The sequence below is a fragment of the Paenibacillus sp. P3E genome (assembly GCF_001909045.1).
Classification (GTDB): Bacteria; Bacillota; Bacilli; order Paenibacillales; family Paenibacillaceae; genus Paenibacillus_AQ; species Paenibacillus_AQ helianthi.
This window is the reverse complement of the sequence record NZ_LVWH01000002.1, coordinates 30011-49535: the sequence shown is the minus strand read 5'-3', so window position 1 is coordinate 49535 and position 19525 is coordinate 30011. Positions and strand designations below refer to the sequence as shown.

Annotated in this window: 15 protein-coding genes; 6 read left to right on the top strand and 9 right to left on the bottom strand. The window is 51.1% G+C overall.

Annotation, left to right across the window (positions count from 1 at the left end):
* Positions 1-42: 42 nt before the first annotated feature.
* The gene (locus tag A3842_RS01435; RefSeq protein WP_083606917.1) at positions 43-879 is read left to right on the top strand and encodes an AraC family transcriptional regulator; all 837 of its coding nucleotides are present in this window, start codon (positions 43-45) and stop codon (positions 877-879) included.
* Between the two features lie 246 nt (positions 880-1125).
* Here the strand turns inward: A3842_RS01435 and A3842_RS01430 are convergent, their stop codons facing one another.
* From A3842_RS01430 to A3842_RS01415, 4 genes are all read right to left on the bottom strand, one after another.
* Positions 1126-3147: a beta-galactosidase gene (locus A3842_RS01430; protein WP_256701418.1), complete on the bottom strand. Its 2022-nt coding sequence runs from the start codon at positions 3145-3147 to the stop codon at positions 1126-1128.
* A gap of 132 nt (positions 3148-3279) precedes the next feature.
* Positions 3280-4587, bottom strand: a complete 1308-nt coding sequence (locus A3842_RS01425; protein ID WP_074100194.1) for an ABC transporter substrate-binding protein — start codon at positions 4585-4587, stop codon at positions 3280-3282.
* 55 nt (positions 4588-4642) lie between these two features.
* Complete coding sequence (locus A3842_RS01420; protein WP_074100193.1) at positions 4643-5476, bottom strand: carbohydrate ABC transporter permease; 834 nt, start codon at positions 5474-5476, stop codon at positions 4643-4645.
* Entirely contained in the window at positions 5476-6357 is an 882-nt protein-coding gene (locus tag A3842_RS01415; protein WP_074082835.1) for a carbohydrate ABC transporter permease, read from the bottom strand. Before A3842_RS01415 ends, A3842_RS01420 begins: the two co-directional genes overlap by 1 nt.
* A 133-nt stretch (positions 6358-6490) precedes the next feature.
* Between A3842_RS01415 and A3842_RS01410 the strand changes: the two genes are divergently transcribed.
* The 3 genes from A3842_RS01410 (at position 6491) to A3842_RS33120 (ending at position 10136) form a co-directional block, all read left to right on the top strand.
* Complete coding sequence (locus A3842_RS01410; RefSeq protein ID WP_074100192.1) at positions 6491-8323, top strand: sensor histidine kinase; 1833 nt, start codon at positions 6491-6493, stop codon at positions 8321-8323.
* Positions 8320-9948 (top strand): response regulator, encoded by a 1629-nt coding sequence (locus tag A3842_RS01405; RefSeq protein WP_074100191.1) that lies wholly within the window; start codon positions 8320-8322, stop codon positions 9946-9948. The genes A3842_RS01410 and A3842_RS01405 overlap by 4 nt, the downstream gene beginning before the upstream one ends.
* Before the next feature lie 92 nt (positions 9949-10040).
* Positions 10041-10136 (top strand): YjcZ family sporulation protein, encoded by a 96-nt coding sequence (locus tag A3842_RS33120; protein WP_218619217.1) that lies wholly within the window; start codon positions 10041-10043, stop codon positions 10134-10136.
* A gap of 56 nt (positions 10137-10192) precedes the next feature.
* Here A3842_RS33120 and A3842_RS01400 read toward each other — a convergent pair whose 3' ends face one another.
* The 3 genes from A3842_RS01400 to yicI form a co-directional block, all read right to left on the bottom strand.
* A complete protein-coding gene (locus tag A3842_RS01400; protein ID WP_256701416.1) occupies positions 10193-10609 on the bottom strand; it encodes a hypothetical protein in 417 nt (138 codons plus the stop codon).
* Positions 10587-11771 (bottom strand): SGNH/GDSL hydrolase family protein, encoded by a 1185-nt coding sequence (locus tag A3842_RS01395; RefSeq protein WP_074100190.1) that lies wholly within the window; start codon positions 11769-11771, stop codon positions 10587-10589. Before A3842_RS01395 ends, A3842_RS01400 begins: the two co-directional genes overlap by 23 nt.
* A gap of 225 nt (positions 11772-11996) precedes the next feature.
* Positions 11997-14318, bottom strand: coding sequence for an alpha-xylosidase (gene yicI / locus A3842_RS01390; protein WP_074100189.1), 2322 nt, complete (start codon positions 14316-14318; stop codon positions 11997-11999).
* Between the two features lie 126 nt (positions 14319-14444).
* On the opposite strand from yicI, the gene A3842_RS01385 reads away from it, so the two are divergent.
* Positions 14445-15362 (top strand): AraC family transcriptional regulator, encoded by a 918-nt coding sequence (locus A3842_RS01385; RefSeq protein ID WP_074100188.1) that lies wholly within the window; start codon positions 14445-14447, stop codon positions 15360-15362.
* A gap of 298 nt (positions 15363-15660) precedes the next feature.
* On the opposite strand, the gene A3842_RS01380 is transcribed toward A3842_RS01385, so the two are convergent.
* On the bottom strand, positions 15661-17781 hold the full coding sequence (locus A3842_RS01380) for a class I SAM-dependent methyltransferase (protein WP_074100187.1): 2121 nt from the start codon (positions 17779-17781) through the stop codon (positions 15661-15663).
* Between the two features lie 25 nt (positions 17782-17806).
* Between A3842_RS01380 and A3842_RS01375 the strand changes: the two genes are divergently transcribed.
* On the top strand, positions 17807-18307 hold the full coding sequence (locus tag A3842_RS01375) for a DUF1963 domain-containing protein (protein ID WP_305953361.1): 501 nt from the start codon (positions 17807-17809) through the stop codon (positions 18305-18307).
* A 197-nt stretch (positions 18308-18504) separates the two neighbouring features.
* On the opposite strand, the gene A3842_RS01370 is transcribed toward A3842_RS01375, so the two are convergent.
* The gene (locus A3842_RS01370; RefSeq protein ID WP_371915976.1) at positions 18505-19485 is read right to left on the bottom strand and encodes an alpha/beta hydrolase; all 981 of its coding nucleotides are present in this window, start codon (positions 19483-19485) and stop codon (positions 18505-18507) included.
* Positions 19486-19525 lie beyond the last annotated feature (40 nt).

Here is a 19525-nt window from a genome sequence, read left to right as displayed (position 1 = left end):
CTGTATCATATAATAATATGGAACCTACAGGAGTGGATCATTGTGCTTGTGGCAGCACCCCGCAGAATTGTGTTTGGCCAGGAGGGAGGCTATCATCTGCCTATTACTCTGGACAGTATGGGTTATAACCCGGACCAGGAGAAGGTATCCCGGCCGGAAGGCTATCACGCCTATCATTGGCTTCAGACTTCGCAGGGCGAAGGACTGATTCATTTCGAGAATAAAAAGCTTACGCTCGCCGAAGGCAGCGGCGTGCTGCTGCTGCCGGGTACCCCGCACCGTTATCAAGCGCTCTCCGCTGAACCTTGGTGCACCTATTATCTAACCTTCGGGGGAAGCTCCGCCCGGAATATTCTCGATTCGCTGGGGATGAACGCCAACTCCTTTTACCGCTGGGAGAGTGAGGCTCCGCTCCCCCTGATGCTGAAGGAAATGCTCGACCGCTATGATGCCGCAGAGGATATGTTCAGCCTGGGTGCCTCCTCTGATGCCTACCGTTTCCTTCTTACGCTAAGCAAATACGGACAACTGCATAACAATACCGCCATATCCCGCAATGTGGACAAGGTGCAGCCTTTGCTGAAATGGATGGACAGCCATTATGGCGAGCCCGATATTGGTCTCCACGATCTGGCTTTGCAGTCGGGGGTGTCGGGCCGCTATCTCAACAGCCTGTTCCTGCAAACCTTCGGTCTCTCCCCCTATGCCTACTTCGTCCGCCTGCGTATCCGCAAGAGCAAGGAACTGCTGGTCAGCCAGCCGGATCTCACGGTAAAAGCCATCTCGAAGCGGGTCGGCTTCCGCGACGTCAGCCACTTCGTGGCCACCTTCCGCAAGCAGTCCGGAACGACGCCGGATCAATTCCGGCGGCTGTACTAATGTCCGTTCGTGATCCAGCCCCCCGGCAATAGCCTTGCACACAAACATCAGTTAAACTTTTAGATTATCATGTGGGGTTATGGTCGGAACTACGGGGAATGTTTGGATTTCCTGATTTTATGCCGCTGACCGCGGTCAGACTGCTAGTCTGAAGAGTAAGCCGAAAGCGCTGCTGCTCCCTTGGGTCTCCCGCATGATAGACAAAAGGCGCCATCCCGCGGCCTGCGTCCGGGTGCCCGAATTAGATCAGCTTTCTGTCATCAGAATCTCTACGGCGTACGGCCCAAGCTCAACCGGTCCACTCAGCCCGGCACCGGTAAGAGCGCTGCGGTAATGCTTGGCCATTCCCACGGTCTGTGCTGTACGGGTGAGATTCAGCAGGAACAGCAGGTCTCCTGCCTCTCCGGTACGCGTAAATGCCTGCACACCGTCCGGCAATCCCGGAAACAGGACCAGCTCTGCATCCAGGGCGATATCATGGAGAAGCTTCAGCCAGTAGTCCTCACCGGCATGAGTCCCGAGATAATAAACTCTGCCCGATCCGAAATGGTTCACAGTAACCGCAGGAGCTCCGGCGAAGAAATCGTCTCCATACCAAGCGATAGGCTCGGCCCCCTCCGGCCGCAGAATGTCGCACCACTGACTGCATTCATACAGCATACTCTCACGATCGACAAGCAAATGATTTTCGCTTCCGACCGGGTCGTATTCCTCCACCGAAACACCCGCCGCACGTGAGAAGAATCCCGGCAGCGGCTGCATCACGCAGATGTTGTTCATATTCTTCACGCCGCTGCGGTTCGTGAGAATCACCGTTCCCCCGGCTTCGGCACAGGCCTCCAGTGACTGCGAGGCTTCTTCGTCGTGCAGGTACAGACTGGGGGCAATCACCAGCCTGTACCCCTCAAGCGGCTGACGCCAGTCGATAACATCACAGCTGATGCCAAGCCGGGTCAGCGCACGGTGGTACAGCTTGATGTTCTCATAATAATCCATTCCTTCGGCCTGAGGCTGGATGCGCAACGCCGCCTGCTGCTCATGCGAATACAGGATGGCGGCCCTGCTGACGACCTCAGTCCCCTCCAGCAGCGGGGCCAAACCGTTCACCTCGCCGCACAGCTGTGCGAATTCGGCGAACCTCCGCCCGGGCACATTGCTGTGGTCGATCAGCCCATGCCAGAATTGCTCCGCTCCGGCAGCCGCACTGCGCCAGCGGAAATGCACAACCGTATCGGCTCCGCGCGCAATTGCCTGCCAGGCATAAGCCCGGATGAGTCCCGGGTACGGCGTCCGCCACATCGGGAACCAGCACCCCGGAGGGCCGCTAAGCTGCTCCATGATCCAGAAATTCCGGCGTTTGATGCCCCGGGTCAAATCCAGGGAAAGCGCGCCGCTATAAGGCGCAGTCGCCTGCTTCTGCGGTGACGGGTTCGGATAATAATCGAAGGCGGCCACGTCGAGATCCTCAGCCAACCCATGCATGTTGAGCCGCTGCGGATAGCTGTGGAAATTATGCGTAATGAAATGCTCCGGGCAGACCCGGCGCAGAATTTCTACCTGGGAACGTTGGAAGGCAATGCATGATTCCCACTGGAACCGCTGATAGTCCAGCAGAAGTGAAGGATTCTGGTGCGGTGAGCCGCCGTAAGGCACTGTAACCTCAAACCAGTCGCTGTATTCCCCGCTCCAGACCACGGTTCCCCATTCCTGGTTCAGATGCTGGAGCGTGCCGTACTTTGCCCGCACCCAGTCCCGGAAGTCCTTATTGCAGCGGTCACAGCAGCAGTCCAGCATGCTGAATTCATTATCGGTCTGCCAGCCGATCACGGCCGGATGACTGCTGTAGTGTTCAGCCAGGCGTTCAATGATGCGGCTTCCGAATTTGCGCAGGGAGACACTGTTGTAGCAGCGGTGCCCGCGCACGCCTTCGTGATAAATCCGCCCGTCCGCAAAGACCGGCAGCACATCCGGGTAAGTCCGCGTCACCCAGCGCGGCGGTGTTGCTGTAGGCGTCCCGATCACAACCTGGAGGCCATATTTATGAAACAGATCTATCGCCCTATCCAGCCAGCCGAACTCGAAATCCCCTTCGCTCGGCTCCAGACGGCTCCAGGCAAACTCTGCCACCCGCACCACTCTGACGCCGCTCTCCTTCATTAACTTCACATCCGGCTCCCACATGGATTCATCCCAGTGCTCCGGATAATAATCAACACCGACTTGAACGTTTGTATAGCCTTCCCCGGCCATTCCTCCACTCCCTTTCATCCTCTTATTTTAAATCAAATAAAGACGCCCCGCCTCACATCAATGATGAGATAGACGGAGCGCCTTTCGCAAATCCACTTTATCCAACTGCTTATTTGGTCCGTGTCCGGACTCTCTGTTTACTTGATCCGCTTATTTCTTCAGCTTGTCCCAAGCAGCCTGCATACCTTTTTCCCAGCCGGCTTCGTCGGTTTTACCGGCGATCAGCTCTTGGATGACGCTGGCGAATTCTTGAGTTACACCATCAGGGAATTTTGAAGCCTGCAAACCGTATACTTTACCTTCTTTAACATATTTCCATACATCAGAACCAAGCAGACCGATATCTTCAGGTGTTGCTGGAATGGTGGACAGAGCAGGGATGAACTTCCATTTTTTTGTAATATATTCTTTACCCATGTCAGAAGTTACGAGCCAGTTCAGGAAGGTTTTAGCTTCTTCCTTCGATCCGGAATCCTTGTTGACAACCAAGTTGGACGGTACGCCTACAGACAACTTATCGTTCATCGCAGCATCGTCGTTGATTGGCATAGGGAACATACCGATGTTCATGTTAGGCGTGATGTTGTCCACCAGAGTCTGTGCCCAGTTGCCTTCTTGCATCATAGCTGTTTCGCCATTGGCGAACATAGCCAGGTGAGTATTAGCATCTGTTGTCAACGGATTTTTTTGTCCGTATTTTACAGTCAGGTTAAGCAGGTTGCTCCAATCCTTGAATTTCTCGTTGCCCACGATTGTGGAAGTTCCGGCATTCAAGCCCTTGATGAAATCATCCACATTATTCTGCTGTGCAAAAGCTACGCTAATCCCCTGGATACCCAGCAGCCACCATTCCTGATACGCGTTGCCGAAAGGAATAACATTGATCGCCTGCAGCTTCTTAGCGTCTTGTTCCAGCTCAGAAATGGTCTTTGGAGTTTCAGTGATGCCCGCTTTTGCAAACAGGTCTTTATTGTATACATAACCGATACCTTCAAGGTTCATTGGCATACCATAGGTTTTGCCGTCTTTGGTCATGGGCTCTGCAGCCAAAGGAATCAGATTCTTCACCCAAGGCTGATCGGACAGATCTTCCAATTTGTCAGCCCACAGTGCCATTTCAGCGTAACCGCCGTTCGAGAAAATATCAGGAGCATCGCCGGAAGCAAATTTAGTCTTCAGGGCTGCCGCATAGTCCGCACCGCCGCCGACCGTTTGGATGTCCAGCTTGATGTTGGGATGTTCTTTCTCGAATTCAACCTTCAGCTCGTTCAGGCCTTCCACGATTTCAGTCTTGAATTGAAAAATTTTAACCGTTTTCACTTCGCCGGCTTTGTTGCCAGCGCTTCCATTGGATGCATTATTGGATGCGGCATTATTTGAGTTCCCGCCACAGGCTGCGAGCACTACTGTCATTAGCATTACAGATGACATCAACAATGCAGAACGTTTCTTAATCATTTTATTTCCCCCTTGTATAATTTAACTGATTCCTATGTGGAACGGGGGCCCGGTGTTAACCTTTCACCGAGCCAGCCGCTATTCCCTCAACAATGTAACGCTGCATGAACAGATAGAAGATCACAATTGGAGCAACCCCGATCGTCAGTGCCGGGAGCGCCATATCCCATTGCTTCGTATATTGCCCGAAGAACGAGAAGGTAGCCAGCGGAATGGTCCGCAGTTCAGGTGCCTGAAGAATCAGCGACGGAAGCAGATAGTCATTCCAGATTCCCAGAGCATTCAGAACGATAATGGTCATCAGCATCGGCTTCAGCAGAGGAAGCACAATCCGGAAGAACGCCGATATCGGATTACAGCCATCGACCGTTGCTGCCTCTTCAATTTCAAGAGGTACGGACTTAATGAAGCCGTGGAACAGGAAGATCGCCATCGGAATACTGAGTCCCAGGTTGGAAATAATGAGACCCAGAAAGGAGTTATTCACTCCTAATACATTAACGACCTTTAGGATCGGAATCATAATGGTCTGGAACGGAACGACCATCGCCGCTACGAACAGCAGCAGCAGCACCCGGTTAAACCGGTTATTGGCGCGAACCATGCGGTAAGCAGCCATGGCACTGAACAAAGAGATCAGAACCACACTGATGATGGTGACAACCAGCGAGTTGCGGAAGGCTTCAGAGAAACGGGCCAACTTCCATGCGCTTGAGTAGTTCGACCACATGAAGTGCTGCGGCCAGCTTGCAGCATCACTCAGGATCTCCCCGAAGGATTTCACCGAGTTCGCCAGCAAGAAATAGAAAGGAGAGAGGAATAGAAGCGCCAAAAGAATCATGATTACTTCAATTCCGATATTCCATCTGCTCTTGGACTTTGCATTCATTAAGCTTCTACCTCCTTGCTCTTCGTCACACGGACCTGAATGACAGTGATGATAGCTACAATCAGGAAGAAGAGCAGCGCTTTGGCCGTGCCCAGACCGTAACGGTTGTTAAGGAAGGCTTCATTATAGATATTCATGGCCACAGACTCGGTCGATTTGAACGGTCCGCCTTTGGTCAGCGACAAGTTCAGGTCGAACATTTTGAAGGACCAGGAAATGGCCAGGAACAAACCGATGGTTACCGCAGGCATAATCAACGGTACGATAATGTTGCGAAGCACCTGCATCCGGGAGGCGCCGTCAATCTCAGCCGCTTCCAGCACTTCTTTGGATACGTTACTGAGTGAAGCGATGTAGATCACCATCAGATAACCGGAAGACTGCCAGATAAACACTAAGACAATTGCCCAGAAGCCCGTAGTTGCATCACCGAGCCATGGAAGGTTAAAGAAGGACCAGCCGGTGACATCGCCCATCGTGGCGAAACCCTTGATAAAGATAAATTGCCATATAAACCCCAGCAACAATCCCCCGATCACATTCGGCATGAAGAAAATGGTACGGAGCATATTGCGTGTTTTTAATGGTTTAGTCAGCAGATAGGCCAGGAAAAAGCCCACTACATTGGTCAAAACAACTCCCAGCACAGTAAATCTTACGGTAAACCAGAAGGATGACCAGAAATCCGGATCATTTGTAAATATCGCTTTAAAGTTATCAATGCCAACCCAGCTTACGTTTCCGGATACGCCGTTCCAGTCCGTGAAGGAATAATACATTCCCATCAGAAATGGAATAATCGTAATCAGGGTAAAAAACAATAATGCCGGACCCACAAAAAAAGCCTGTTGACCAAATTGGGACAACTTCGAACCGCGCATTCACCCGTCCCCCTTTCTTTTACTCACTCACTTGTTTATGATCTAAACATATTATCTATTTTTTGAAGAACCTCTCACACCTACTCAGGTGATCTTTAAGGTGTAAAATATTGATCGGATGTGACAAGAATCGATGAAATGGAACAGTATCCGCACTAAATTGATTGTATTTTTACTCCTTCCAACCCTAATCTGTATCATGGCTACGATGTTTATCAGCTATTCTTACACGACGAAGTCTCTCAGAACCCGCGCGGTGGATGAGAATAAAAACCTGCTATACCAGGGCTACAAAAATATCAGCACCCTGATTCAGGAGGTAAACCGGCTGTCCCTGACGGTCTACTCGGACTCCGACTTCTACAGGCAGCTTGAAGCGGGCTACGATGATATGACGGCCAATATCCGGATTTACTCTTCGCTGAACTATATTTTGACTTCTATTCCTGACATCTTTCAGGTCTATCTATATCGTGTCAAGGATAGCAAAGCCACGCTCGTAGCCCACAACGCCACACCCATGCGCCGGCAAGGAATTCCGCTCTATGATAAATCCCGGATCACGGATTCATCCCCCCTATCCATTCAGAGTACACATATAAGCAACAGCTACGGGCTGAATTCAGTGATTCCGCAGTTGATTCCGGAGCCGGTTTTCACCCTGCATAGAAGGATTGAGAGGGTCCCTTCCACCGATGCGCTCGGCTATCTCTCTATTGATGTGAAGCTGACAGCGTTTACGGACATCATGGACCAGTTGTATGAGCGCGATAAAGAAAACATCTATCTGGTGGATGACAGCGGCACGCTCGTATACAGTCATGATGAGGCAACCATGGGTAAACCGCTGCATGCCTCCTGGTATGACAAGCAAATCGCGGCAAACGGGCAGTCTCAGGGTTATTTTGAAGAGGACGGAGCCGTGTTTATCTATCAGAAGATTGAGAGCCCGGGACTGAACTGGACGCTGGTGAAGCAGATTCCGGTCTCTTACCTGTACCGTGAAGCGAACGAAGCCGTCAGAATCAACATCATGCTGCTGGTGCTGCTGATGATTATGATTATTGCACTGACGATTCTCATCTCCTTCCGGATTACGGCCCCCATTAAGCAGTTGACAAGGTACATGAATCAGGTGCAGACGGGTAATCTTGAGATCGATATCAGGCCAACCGGAAAGGATGAGATTGGTCTCGTCACCGAACGCTTCCGCAGCATGATGGATACGATCAACAACCTGATTCTGCGCGAATACCGGCTGGAACTATCGAACAAAACCAATGAGCTGAGGGCACTGCAGGCGCAGATTAATCCTCACTTCCTGAACAATACGCTGCAGATTATCGGTACTCTTGCTTTGGAGCTTAAGGTGCCGCAAATCTATGCCCTGCTCTCCGCGCTCGCCAAGATGATGCGCTACAGCATGTACAATGATGAGAAAATTGTTACAGTTCAAAACGAGCTGGATCATGTCAAAGCCTATTTGGAGCTGCAGAAGGAACGTTTTGAAAATAAGTTCACTTTCCGCTACGATATGGAAGAATCGCTCCTGAATGCGCTGATGCCCAAAATGATCCTCCAGCCCATCGTGGAGAATTACTTCAAGCATGGCTTCAATCTCGCCCGTACCGACGGGCTGATCGAACTCACAGCGGCCCGGCTTGCCACCGGGCGGATGGAAATCATCATCCAAAACAATGGCAGCTCCATTCCTGCAGCGAGGCTAGAAGCGCTGCAGCAGGAGCTTGAGCATCCCAGCCGCCTGGATATTAACTCCCTGAAGGACGCGGACAGCAAAGACAGCACACGGGATGCCCCGGGTGCCCGGATCGGACTGCCCAACGTGTTGGCCCGGCTAAGGCTGGTCTGTGGGGACAGTGCTGTGCTGATGGTGGATAATCATAAGGCAGGCGGAGTGATTGTCAGATTGGAAATTGAAATTGTTGTGGAGAGTGAAGGGATATGAAGGCGCTGATTGTTGACGATGAGGCCAGAGTGCGCAAGGCGGTCAGACTTCTGGTTGACTGGGACGCGCATCAGATCGGGGGAATTCTGGAGGCCGGGAACGGTAACGAAGCCATTCAACTGATCCGCAAGGAAAAGCCGGCACTTGTCATCATGGATATGATGATGGAGTCGGGTAACGGGATTGAGCTGATGACCTGGGTCAATGAATTTGCCGGGAGCACCAAGTTTATTGTGGTCAGCGGCCATAATGATTTTGACTTTGTCCGCCAAACCGTCCGGCACGGCGGAATTGACTATATTCTCAAACCCATTGAGCCGGAAATGATCAATAACGCTGTATCCAAAGCTGTAGCCGCCTGGCGGACCGAAGAGGAAGAACGAAACCACCGGCAGAAACAAAGTATAAGGCTGAATGAAATCAAGCCCATCTACGGGGAGAAGCTGCTGTCGGCGCTGATCGATGATCCATTGAATGCGGAAGCCACGCTACGCAGGCTTTTGGATGAGGGAGTGGTCCCGCACCATGCCAGCGTCTCGCGGCTGATTCTGGTACAGACTGATCCCGGCAACAATCCGTTGATCAAACGGTTCGGCGGAGACAGCGAACTGATGTATTATGCCATCGTCAATATCTGCAATGAATTTCTGCAGCAGAGCAAAGGGATTGCGTTCCGCTATTGGGGCGGACCGCCTGAAATCGCAATGATCCTGTGGGATGTTCAGGAATCGGTTGTCGAGCTGGTCAACCGGATCAACCAGGGAATATACCTGACACTGCAGTTCCGCATGCACTTTGGCATCAGCTCAGTAGGAAGCCTGCCTGGAGGCCTGCCCGCAGAACGGGCAGAAGCCGCCGAAGCACTACTCCGGCGGAATCTGTTAAGACATGAAGATTACTGCCATTTCTCCTCGCCCGCTGTTCCTTTGGATACCGGAAACGGGGCGCCGATGCTCTTTGCAGACGTACAGGAAGAATGGAGAATGGCCGTGATCAGCGGCAGTCCAGAAGTGCTGTCAGCCGCAGCAGAGCATTGGACCCACGAGCTCAGCCGCCGGGGTGTGGTTACCCCGGAGATGCTGAATTCCTGGAAGGCCGACGCCCTGCTCTTCCGTTCCCGGCTGGTGCGGGAAGTCCTGGGCGGACAGGCCGATCGTGCACTGGCAGAGCTGGAGCGGGCGGATACCCTCAATCCGGCTCCACTGCCGAGCGGCTATTCCTTTTCTCTGTTCGCCTGGCGCGACTGGTCCTTCGCCATGCTGCAGCTGCTCTCGCAGGAGCTTGCCGCCAGAGCAGTGAAGGAACGTAACCCGATGACGGATATTGTAAAATATATTGAGCAGAACTACCCCTCCGACCTGTCACTGCAGGAGGTAGCCGGTAAATTCTACGTTAGCCGCGAATACATTTCACGCAAATTCAAGCAGGAGTATGGCATCAATTTCTCTGACTTCATCGGCAATGTCAGAATCGACAAAGCCAAGCTTCTGCTGCAGAACCCCAACCTGAAGCTGTCGCAAATCTCGGAAATGGTCGGTTTTCATGATGTCAAATACTTCAGCAAGGTGTTCAAAAAACAGGTGGGCCTCACTCCCAAGGATTACCGGATGCAGAATACCCCCTGATATATTTTTCAATCGGGTTAATCGTCCATACAGAGATTGAGGAAGGTGCATATCATGGGTCTGTAAGATGAAAACGCGGAGGAGGTTATACAATGAGCGGTTGCGGAAATATTGGAGGCCTTGTTACTTCCACTACTACAATCTTGGTGCTGTATATTCTGCTGGTGATTATTCTTAGAACATTTTAATCAGTCATAGGCCCAAAAAAAGAGAGCCTACAAACATGTAGGTTCTCTTTTATGTGTCAAGTATATAACAGAGTAATAACAAGCAATTCATACAGCACAAGGGTTAATATCATTTCATCACTGCTGCTTCCAAAAAAAGCACGTTGTCCTCCATGATGCTGTACCTTCAAATAAACCAACCCTCTATCACAGCCCACAATTCTCCCGGTGAACACTTGACCGTCTAATGTTTGTACTCGGACAAACTGATTGGCATGTTGTCTGCATATGCCATGTAAGTGATCTCTAACGGATTTCAGGTTTTGGACATAATGATTGTCAGCTTGATACAACACTTTTTGCTGTGATCCCATTTGGATACCCATAGTAAGCACTACCTTCCTGTAAAAGTAATACATAGTATGCCCAGCGTGCTTTGGGTGTTCTTTTTTCGGAAATCCTTCTAGAGCCTTACTTACTAACTGCTCCTTCATACCATGCCAGAAAAGCATCCGCCACCGCTTTGCCGGCCGTGCCGTTCGGATGCGGGTCGTCACTATTGCTCATGTACTCCGCGCGGACTCTATGGTCCGCCGGAGCCGGCATAGACAGTACGGCCGCGATATCAAATATACGGCTGACTCCCGCAGGCGGCGCGGTAAGAATCTGTGCATTTACACTGCGCCAGGCTTCCTCACGCTCGCCCTCAAAATTAAATGGCGGCACAGTGCTTAGAATAATCTCCACTTCCGGATTGGCCTCTCTCAACAAGGAAATGATGTGCGTCAGATCTTCAACCAATTCCCCAGCCGAGCGCTTGCCGATATCGAGATCATTCACGCCCAGCACAATAAGTACTTCATCCCCCTGCTTGGCCTTATTCAGCCAAGAGCCGTTCGTGGCCACATCGTAAGCCCTGCCCCAGCCGGACCCGAGATTCCACAGCCCATACCCGGTTCCAAGCCCTTCCGCTATCCGCGCAGCCCAGTAGGAATATTCGTCCTTAGCCGTCCGCACACCCTGTGTGATGGAATCACCCAGGAATACGAGTCTTTTGGACACTTTTTTCTTATAGCCGATGTAGCTTGGCAATACCAGAAGATTGTCCGATACACGGAAGGAAGCATTCGATTCCTGTCCGGCGAGATTCCCCGGGGCATCGTAGGCAGAGACCAGGATGCCCTCTACGTTGTAAGGGAAGGTTTTGCCCGGTGCAGCCGTTCTAATCGTCCATGTAAAAGCAAGATAGTGGCCCTCCGGCAGTGTAAGCGAAGCCTCGTCACTCCAGAAAGTCTCCCCCGGGGCCACCTGCTTCGCCGCTGCTCCCGAGAAAGTCACAGGCACCTCAGTGCCTGCCGCGACAGTACCATCCGGCGCAAGCCCTCCGTCGGCAATATAAGCCGCCTCCATGCTCCATTCGCCTCCCGGCTCGCTGCCTCTAGCTTCAAGCCCCATATCCCAGGTCGAATCCACCGCGTTGCTGTGCCAGAATTTCAGGGTCAGGCTTCCATTCTCACGCAACCGGATATACGTCCGGTAAGTATGCGTGGATGGCTTCTGCGAGTTCATGATATAATTGGCGGCCGTGGACAGCGCAGTGGCTGAGGAATACTCAGACTGGCTGAACACTTCGCCTTGATTCTCTTGACTGTGCATAGTGAAGTAGCTCCTTCGTTCATACGAATCTGTAAACATTCACAGTATACGGACATTACCGACATAAAACTAATACGAATCAGCCAATATATAACACAATTCTGATCCCCGGAGACCTCCGGCAGATCCCCTCACAGTAAAAACCTCTCTGACTCCATGGAAGCCTTCGCAGCCATGCTGTACAGAGAGGTTGTGTCATTCTGCTATTGTGCAGAATCCTTATTCTTATTTCAGCATGATGGTGAACGATACGGATTTGGCTCCGGCGTTCACTTTCACTGTTGTATCGTCCGCTTGCTCTGCTCCGTCTACGGAAGCGATAGCGCCCAGGTCTTTCACAGCCAGCGTGAATGCCTTGCCGCTTCCTTCTGCCGTAACGGTAACCGCGCTGCCCTTACGTTCAGCCTTCACGGTCAGCTCAGGTGCACCATTCATATCACGAACGGTTGCAGTCGTTGCTGTTCCGTCTTCCAGTGCATACAGACCGAATTTCACGCCATCGGCAAAATCATAATCCGGACGGGTATCTACACTGCCTGTAGCCAGCAGTGAGTTCTGACGGACAAACAGCGGCAGGCTGAAGAAATCATGTTTTTCCTTGCGCCATGATCCGCCTTGAACTGTTTCACCGCTAAGCAGGTGTGTCCAGCGTCCAGCCGGCAGATAGTATTTCACTTCGCCGTTTTCCTGGAAGATTGGAGCCACCAGCAGCTTATCGCCGAGCATATATTGACGGTCAAGCACTTCACAGGTCGGATCTTCCGGGAACTCCATTACCATCGCACGCATCGAAGCCCAGCCCTGCTCATGTGCCTGTCCGGCGATATCATACAGGTAAGGCATCAGGCTGCATTTGAGCTTGGTGAAGAAGCGGGTAACATCCACGGCTTCATCATCGTATGCCCAAGGCACGCGGTACGAGGTGCTACCGTGCAGGCGGCTGTGGCTGGAGAGCAGGCCGAAGGCCAGCCAGCGTTTGAACACATGCGCCGGAGCGGTATTTTCGAATCCGCCAATATCATGACTCCAGAAACCGAAGCCGGACAAGCCCAGGGACAACCCGCCGCGAAGGCTCTCTGCCATCGACTCATAATCCGCGTAGCAATCGCCGCCCCAGTGAACCGGGAACTGCTGTCCGCCGGCCGTTGCCGAACGGGCAAATACAGCAGCTTCATGTTTGCCAAGCTTCTCTTCCAGTACTTCAAAGACCACTTTGTTGTACATTTGAGTGTAATAGTTATGCATTTTCTGCGGGTCAGAGCCGTCGAAGTACACCACATCGGTAGGAATGCGTTCGCCGAAGTCAGTCTTGAAGCTGTCTACACCCATATCCACCAGGCCACGCAGGTAGCCGGCATACCATTCACAAGCTGCAGGGTTCGTAAAGTCTACAAGTCCCATGCCCGCTTGCCACAGGTCTGTCTGATACACGTCGCCGTTTGCTTTCTTGATCAGATAGCCGTTTTTCTTGCCTTCTTCAAACAGCGGTGAACGCTGTCCAATATAGGAGTTGATCCATACGCAGATTTTCAGGCCTTTGTCCTTCAGGCGTTTCAGCATGCCGACAGGGTCCGGGAATACGCGCGGGTCCCACTGGAAATCCGTCCATTGGTATTCACGCATCCAGAAGCAGTCAAAGTGGAAAACATGCAGCGGCAGATCGCGTTCAGCCATACCTTCAACGAAGGAATTAACGGTCGCTTCATCGTAGTCGGTTGTGAATGAAGTGGTCAGCCACAGGCCGAAGGTCCACGCTGGCGGAAGCGCTGGCTTGCCGGTTAGCGAGGTGTATTTGGTGATAACTTCTTTAATGGAAGGCCCTTCGATGATGAAGTATTCCAGGCTTTCGCCGGCTACACTGAACTGGGCTTTTTTCACTTTTTCCGAAGCGATTTCATACGATACCAGTTCGGGGTGGTTAACAAATACGCCATAGCCTTTGCTTGTTACATAGAAAGGAATGTTTTTATAAGCCTGCTCGGAGCTGGTGCCGCCATCCTTGTTCCAGAGGTCAACCACCTGTCCATTTTTGACAAAAGAGGTAAAGCGCTCGCCCAGACCATAGACGAATTCGCCTACGCCGATATCCAGCTCTTCACGCATGAATGTGTTGCCGTCCTGATCGGTAATGTAAGCCATCGATTTGTAACCGCTGCCGGTAATGCGCTCATCGCCCCGGAAGAAGTCTACGGACCATTGAGTCCCTTTGTTGATTACAACACGAAGTCCGCCGCTGATCAGCACAGTCTGTGCTTCGGTTTCTTCGATTTGTACGTGATCGCCGGTTCCCTTCGTCAATTCAAAGGCTGGACCGCGGTCCAATACGCCATCATTGTGAATGATTTTGATGCCTACCACGCCTGGAAGCGGGGAATGGAATTTCACAGTCAAGAGTGTGGAATTCAGGGTTGCTGCACGTCCTGTAATCGGAGTCGTCTGCGTAACAGCAGTCAAACCTTCAGCCGTTTTTTCTACTACATAGTTCTGAACTGCACCATTGATGTTGATTCCGTCACGAACCAGCCAGAGGCCGTCTGTAAATTTCATGTGGTACTTGCCACCCTTCAATTTGGTGTTTATAGTTGCATTATAACGATAATAATTAGACAAAACTAATATAATATAGCTTATTTATAACATTATTCTGATGTTTCATCGAAAAGGAGGCCCATAATGGACCGCACCTCGCAGCGTCTGCTCAAAGAAGACCGTGTTCATGGGGATGTAATGTTTCCACTTGCCGCCTATTGGATCGAGCTTCCTGCCGGAACCCCTGTCTTGGATACGCACTGGCATGAGGAAGCCGAGTTCTTCCTGCTGCTGGAGGGAGAGATTATGTTCCAGGTCGATACCGATTATTTTCCGCTCCGTCCAGGTGAAGCTGTATTCATTGAATCCGGTGATGTCCATGCAGCATATGCGCTAAAAGATATCCCCTGCCGCTTCTGCGCACTGGTCTTCCACCCCGATCTGCTGGCCAGTGCTCAATATGATACCATTCAGCAGACGGTGATTCTGCCGCTTCTGGAGAAACGTCAGAGTTTCCCCCGCCATATTACACCCGATGTCCCCTGGCAGCAGGAGCTGCTGCGCCATCTGGAGCGCATGATGGAGGCATATGATCATAAAGTGCCCGGATTCGAGTCCTTTATGAAAGGAACTTTGCTGATCATGCTCTCCCAAATCGCCATAGAGGGCCGTTCGGTGAACCACAGCCAGTCAGAGGGCGCCGATACCACCAAGATCAACCGGCTCAAAAAGGTTATTCTCTATATTCAGGACAACTACCAGGAACCGATCCGTACCCGTGATCTTTCGGAGCTGATCCCAATGAGTGAAGGCCAATTCTGCCGCTTCTTCAAGGCCATGACCCGTAAAACACCGGTCGATTATATCAACTCCTACCGGATCCGCCAGGCGGCAGACCTGCTGCAGCAGACGGAACGCAAAATCTCCGACATCGCCCTGGAGGTCGGCTTCGACAACGTCAGCTATTTCATCAAAGTGTTCCGCAAGGCGATGAAATGCTCTCCTTCGGAATTCCGCAAAGGACAGGGGCAAGTCTCCGCGCAGGGGCAACTATATCCTTAAGCTCAGAGCCCCTAAGTGGAAGAAGTAGAACTAATTCTGCCGAATTTGCTCTGTTATGAGAATTTAGTAGAAAAAGTAAACCTAATTTCGCAATAACATTCCTTTCAGGCTGCCACTAGCTGAATTAAGTATACTAATTCCAATATAAGTCTCGCCTAGTGTAATCCAGGCACCAGGAAGTGGAGAGAGAATCCCACGAATCCGGTGCCCAACTATTACTCGTCGACCGAAGTGGCAACCCTAATCTTTGTACAAAACTAAATTGTCCCGTCTCTCTTGCGGAAAGGCAGCTGGAAATCTACCCTTCCTTCCGAATCACAATAAAGCAAGTGCTGTCCGGCAGCGGCACCCCGTGGCCTTCCTCATCCATAATGACCACACGGTCCTTCAGCGCATCCGTATAGCCCTCCTGTAAATAGTGGCGGAAAACCTCAAGCTTCGCCCGTTCCCCCAAGGTCTGCTGAATGAAGGCCTTATACTGGGTCGGAGTGAAATAACCGAACTGCTCCTGAACCTCATGGATATACGCTTCTTCTCCCCAGGTGTAGGTGTACAGAAACTCCATGGCATCGTTTACCGGCATCAGCACCTCTTGCTCATCTACGTGCTCAACTTGAATGTCCCGTCCGGCAAAATCCTTGGCATACCGCTCCAGCGCAGACATTCCGCCAGCCTCCAGAAAACGCACCCGGCGCCGCTGATTCACCGGCTCGCTCATAATGCCGTCGCGAATAATAATCACGCCGCCGTCTGCCAACACCTCAAAGCTACTCACCAGTGCCGCCGCCACGGTCTCATGATTGAACTTCACCCCGTTCAGCGGCACATAGGAATACAGCTCATGCAGAATGGAGGAGAAAATAACGGTGTCCACCGTACCCGGCTCCACAAAGTCCTTAAGGTTCAGCGCATCGCCCTGCAGCACTTCCCAGCGCCGGCCCTCCCGCTGCTTCTTCTGGCGCAGCGCTTCTACAACATTACTGGAGATATCAATGCCCACCGGTATCACGCCAGGCATCCGCTCTTCGATCAGATCCAGCAGCACCCCGCCGCCAGGGCCAATGTCCAGCACCTTCCGGCCGGTGACATACTCCAGAATGACCGCTTTATAGTCTGCCGTCTCATTCATTTGGCTTAAATACGTATCCTCGTTATGGAACCGGTCAAAGGCATCACGGCGCAGCTCAAACAAATCGAACAGCATGAGCACAGCCCGTTCATACAGTGCTGACTTCTCCGCTTCGGTGCAGAACTCAATCAGCTTCTCCGCTGCCGGCGAGAACTCGAAATGGAAGAACAGCGTGTCCGGCAAATGCCCCTCCCGCCGCAGCCGGTGAATCAGATGCGGATTGCCCGGAGGGGTGGAACCCTTCAGAATATCCTCCCAGGCCAGCCCGGATAAATACTTTTCAATGATTCGTTTCTTGTATACATTAATCTTCTTGGCGCCTTTGTAGTCATAATAAATGCTGTTCATAACCGCCTCGTAGCTGATATGGTTCAGACCAGTCAGCTTACTGCCGCAGGCAGTGAGAGCCACAACCTTGAGAAACTGCTCCAGCGAAAAGGTCTGCAGTGCTGATTCCACATACCAGAATGTAATTGGCTGCATCAGCTCCAGAACATCGGGATTGAAGCCCTCCTGCACCAGGCTGCTCCACTCGGTATCATAATCCTCGCCGGCTGCAATTGCCCCCGCACGCATTCGCCGCAAACGCTCCTTCATCGGTACCCCGGCATGCAGCAGATCCCCGGATGAAATCACGGCGATCAGCTCCATCACCTCGGTCCGCGCCTCCTGCCACAGCTCCGGGGATACTGCGGAAATTATGCAGTGATTCAGTGCGAACAGCAGGCGCTCCAGCTCATCAGTGGTCAGCAGCCCTTCCTCTACCATCGACGCCAGCGGTCGGTTGACGGATGGCGGCACCTCGCCGCGAATCTGCTGCCCGATGAGGCCATGTGTTTCAATCAGCCGATGCACAATCTCTTGCTTCGCTGCTTCGGTACCCCCCGCCTCCATCCCACGAACAGTCTGCAGACCATATTCCTCCGCCCCAACTGCCCTCAAATATAGCTGAGCAGAGCCGATATTGTGCACAAAAATATTAATCCCTTCCGCCTGCCACAGCTGGCGCTGGCGCAATGTCCCGCCCTTTGCCGTCTCTGACCAGACCAATGTCTCTTCGGCCAACTCCTTGATCCAATACGACAACGCCAGACTATCCAGCAGACGAAGGCTCCGCTCCACGTAATCCAGCACCGGGTTGATGTATTCCAGTTCATGCAGGGAGTCTACGCGTTCCAGGTTGACAATCGTTTCTTCCGCTTGAACGATATATTCCAGCCAGGGGAAGCCTCCGCCGTACAACTGTCCGGTTTCCCGGTATTCTTCAATGGCTCGCAGGGATTTCAGCATGCTAATTCCTCCTAAGTATGTATAAGTGCTTTACGTGTACGATCCGGAGCTGTGGTATGACGACCCGCAATATGATGCCGACACAATGAATAACAATTTGGTTTATTATACCACTGAGACTTCAGAATTGATAAGAATGGAACCGCCAAAGGGGCTACTGGACCCCGAGAGTTTCAGATCTGCCCTATTGGAAAAAAAGCTTGAATTGACGATACCTGACAGCGATTATTTGACAGAGAACAAGCTGATGAAGAATAAAGAAGATTTAGAAAAATACTCGCTGGGATTCTGGACTAAATTCATGGAAACCTATCAGCAAGGGATCGGGTTTCGTTTTTTGGGCCACATGACACCTCTGCAATACGGAGGCCATCCCAGTGATGAACTTCTTCTGTTACAAGCAGACTCTAGTGATGAGATTGGTATGGATTGGGATTTGTCCGGGTTATTATATTTTTTTATACGGGAGGATGACTTCAAAAAGGCATTCTTCGGGCATGTCTATACAGACCGTGTGGGGACATAAGGAAGGGGGATTCTTATTAATGGATAAGCGGTTGACCTTTAATGGAGCGGTCGAGAAGTAATGACACGATCGACTTGTACCTAGCAAGAAAATGATTATTTCCTTAGAACTCCACCACAAAAACAGCGGCAATCCGGGACTGATTCTCTCGTCCATGGCTGCCGCTGTTTCTATGATTTGAGATTTAGAGCAATCTCTTATTTGGACTCCTTCATAAATTCCCTGAAGTCCTGAACGATTTCTTTGGATTGGGTATGGTGCAGATAATGTTCCCCTTCGAGTGTGATCATTTTTCCATGTACAGAATCTTTGATTTGCCCTTCATGCAGGGAGATCCATCCTTCAACGTCTGTATTATTCGCTTGTACAAAAAGAAGAAGGGGAAGATTCTTAGGGAATGCCAAAGCTTTCGCTGCATTAAAATTAGAAGAAATATGTTCCATTTCATTCATAACAGTGGCATTATTCGAGTGTATATTCGAAATCAGTCTCATTTGTTCTTTCGTTTGATCATCAAATGGCAGTCTGGCATAAGGGTCACCGCTTATTTTCTGCACCAGTCTCATGAGACCCGATTTGTTGAGAAATTCGAACGTTTTTACCGGTAATTCCTTATCCATACCACCTTGCGTGGGAACACTGCTGTCGATCCCGACAAATGCATTCACTTCGTCTGGATATTTGTTCACATAATCCAGCCCGTAAATGCCCGCAATGGAATGCCCCATCAGCGTATAACGCTCAATATGAAGCTGCTGCAAAGCTTCATGAATCTCACTTACAATATTCTCTGTGGTTCGTTCTTTATCCGTTCCATCACTTAATCCATATCCAAACGGCTCAATCACAACTACCTTGTAGAAGGGTGACAGCTCATCTACCAGCAGCTTAAAATCAAGTGCCGGCGCTGCTGTCCCATAACCGGGCAGCAGTACCACGGTATCTTCACCTTTGCCTTGAATCAATACATTCATCTTTTTCCCGTCTACAGGGACTAACTGGCCATAGGACTGGATCCTACCTTGCTCCGACTTGTTGCTGATCAGATTGACTATAAAAACAATGGCTAAAAAAAGGGCTATTGCGATAATTAATCCTGCTAATGATTTCAGCATAATCCTAAGCGTTTTTTTCATTCTCGTATCCTTCCCCGTTTTCGCTGCCTCTCTTTGTTTCACTCGTATCTTCTCCTGTCCTCATCGGTGATTCCGGTTGTCT